Here is a 2317-nt window from a genome sequence, read left to right on the forward strand (position 1 = left end):
GTCGCCGCGGTGGACGGCACCCGGCTGGTGGATTGCGGCTTCGAGCAGCCCGGGCATCCGATCCACATCGCCGGTTCCGATGGGGAATCGCTGCCGGACGGGACCATCGGCGAGGTCGTCGTCTCCGGTCCGAGCCTCGCCCAGGGCTATTGGCGCAACCCGGACGCGACGGCGGCCGCCTTCGTCGAACGGCACGGCGTGCGCTGCCTGAGGACGGGCGATCTCGGCTTCCTGCACCGGGGCCGGCTCTTCCTCGTCGGGCGCGAGAAGGACCTCATCATCCTGCGTGGCCAGAACGTCTATCCGCAGGACGTGGAGCGGGTGGTGGAGCAGGGCGTCGACATCCTGCGCCGAGGCCGGATCGCCGCCTTCGCCATCGAGCGCGACGGCCGCGAGGGCATCGGCGTGGCGGTGGAGGTGTCGCGCACCGTCCAGAAGCTCGCCGCGCCCGAGGCGATCGCCTCGCTGGTATCGGAGGCCGTCGCCGATGCCTTCCTCGAGACCGCGCGCGTCGTGGTTCTCCTCAATCCCGGCGGCCTGCCGCGCACATCCAGTGGGAAGATCCAGCGCGGCGCCACGCGGCGCGGATGGGAGAGGGGCTCCCTGGACGCCTACGCGGTGGTGGAGGACGGCCGGCGCAGCGATGGGGAAGGCGCGCCGAAATCCGGTGAGGCCATGGCCCTGGCCGGGCTGGATGCGCGCCTCGCCGCGATCTGGTCCGTCATCCTCGACCGGCGCGACCTCACCCGCGACAGTCATTTCTTCGCTCTCGGCGGCAATTCCATCGCGGCCATCGGGATGCTCACTGAGCTACGCGCGGCCATAGGCATCGCGATCCCGCCGCAGACCCTGTTCGCGCATCCCCGGCTGGGGGCTTTCGCCGAGGCGGTCGGGGCGGAGATCGCGGCCGGTACGACGGCTCTCGTGATCGCTCCGGCCCCCCGTGACGGAGCGCTTCCCCTGTCGCTGGCGCAGGAGCGGCTCTGGTTCGAGGCCGAATTCGGCGATGACGAACGCCACCATATCGCCGGTGGGATTCACCTCCACGGCGACCTCGACCGGAGCGCCCTGGACCGCAGCCTTGCTGCCCTCGTCGCGCGGCACGAGGCTTTCCGCACCCGTCTGCACCGCCGCCCCGACGGCCGGGCCGAGCAGGTGATCGTGGCCGGCTACGACGTCGCGTTGCCCGAGACCGATCTGACCGGGTTCGACGCGCATGAGCGCGAGGAGCGGTTCGCCGCCCTCTGCCGCGAGGCGGCGGAACGCCCCTTCACCCTCCCCGGCGGCCCGCTCGCGCGCTTTGCCCTGGTCCGCCTCGGCGGGGCTCATCACGTCCTCCTGGTGACCCTGCACCACATCGTGTCCGATGGCTGGTCCATGGGCGTGATCCTGCGGGAATGGCCGGCGCTCTATCGGGCTGAGGCGGAGGGCCTGCCCACCGGTCTGCCCCCCCTCGCGATCCAGCCGGCCGATATCGCCGCCTGGCAGGCCGGCGAACCACGCGCCGATGCCATGGAGTCCGACCTCGCCTGGTGGCGCGAACGCCTCGGCGGGCCCGAACCCGATCTGTCGCTTTCCGATCGCCAGAGGCGGGTCGGCGTACCCGACCGCGTCCTCCGTCACGGTTTCGCGATCGGCGAGGGGGTGAGCCGTCGGGTCGGGGCCCTGGCGGGTGAGACGGGCACCTCGCCCTTCACAATCCTGCTCGGCGCCTTCGCCCTCTTCCTGCATCGTTATGGCGACACCCGGAGCCTGCGCATCGCCATGCCCGTTGCGGGTCGCCACCTGCCGGGCGTCGAGCACCTCGTCGGGGTGTTCGTGAACACACTGGTCCTACCTGTGTCGATCGACCCGGCATCGCCGGGACGCAACGTCATCAGCCGGCTATGGACCTCGCTGACGGACGCCCTGGCCCATCAGGATCTGCCCTTCGAGCGACTGGTGGAGGCGCTGCAGCCGGAACGCGTTCCCGGCCGGGCACCCCTTGCCCGCGTGATGATCAGCCAGCAGCCGGCGACCCTGGGCGATCTCGGTACCGTCGCCGGCCTTAAGCTCGAAGCATTCGGGCAGGATACCGGCACGCCCGCCTACGACCTCGTCCTGGAAGTATCGGAGAAGGACGGCGGTCTGTCCGCGACCTTCGCCTATTCCGAAGCCCTTTTCGACCCCGCCACCATCGCCCGGTTCGAGGAGGGCTATCTCGCCCTGCTCGACGGCCTGACCGGCACCCCGGCCCGTCGCATCGACACGCTCGAACTGGTCCCGGCCTCGTCCCTCGCCTCGCTGTCCGCGCCCTACGCGGACAGCGAGGCGAGGG

General features: G+C 71.1%; 1 protein-coding gene. It reads left to right on the plus strand.

Going from position 1 to position 2317, the window contains the following annotated elements:
- Nucleotides 1–2317: condensation domain-containing protein (locus MBTS_RS22310; protein WP_192216504.1), on the plus strand; the 2317-nt coding region annotated here is incomplete at both ends.

Origin of the sequence: Methylobacterium bullatum, from assembly GCF_014845095.1 — a bacterium.
In the GTDB taxonomy this organism is placed as follows: Bacteria; Pseudomonadota; Alphaproteobacteria; order Rhizobiales; family Beijerinckiaceae; genus Methylobacterium; species Methylobacterium bullatum.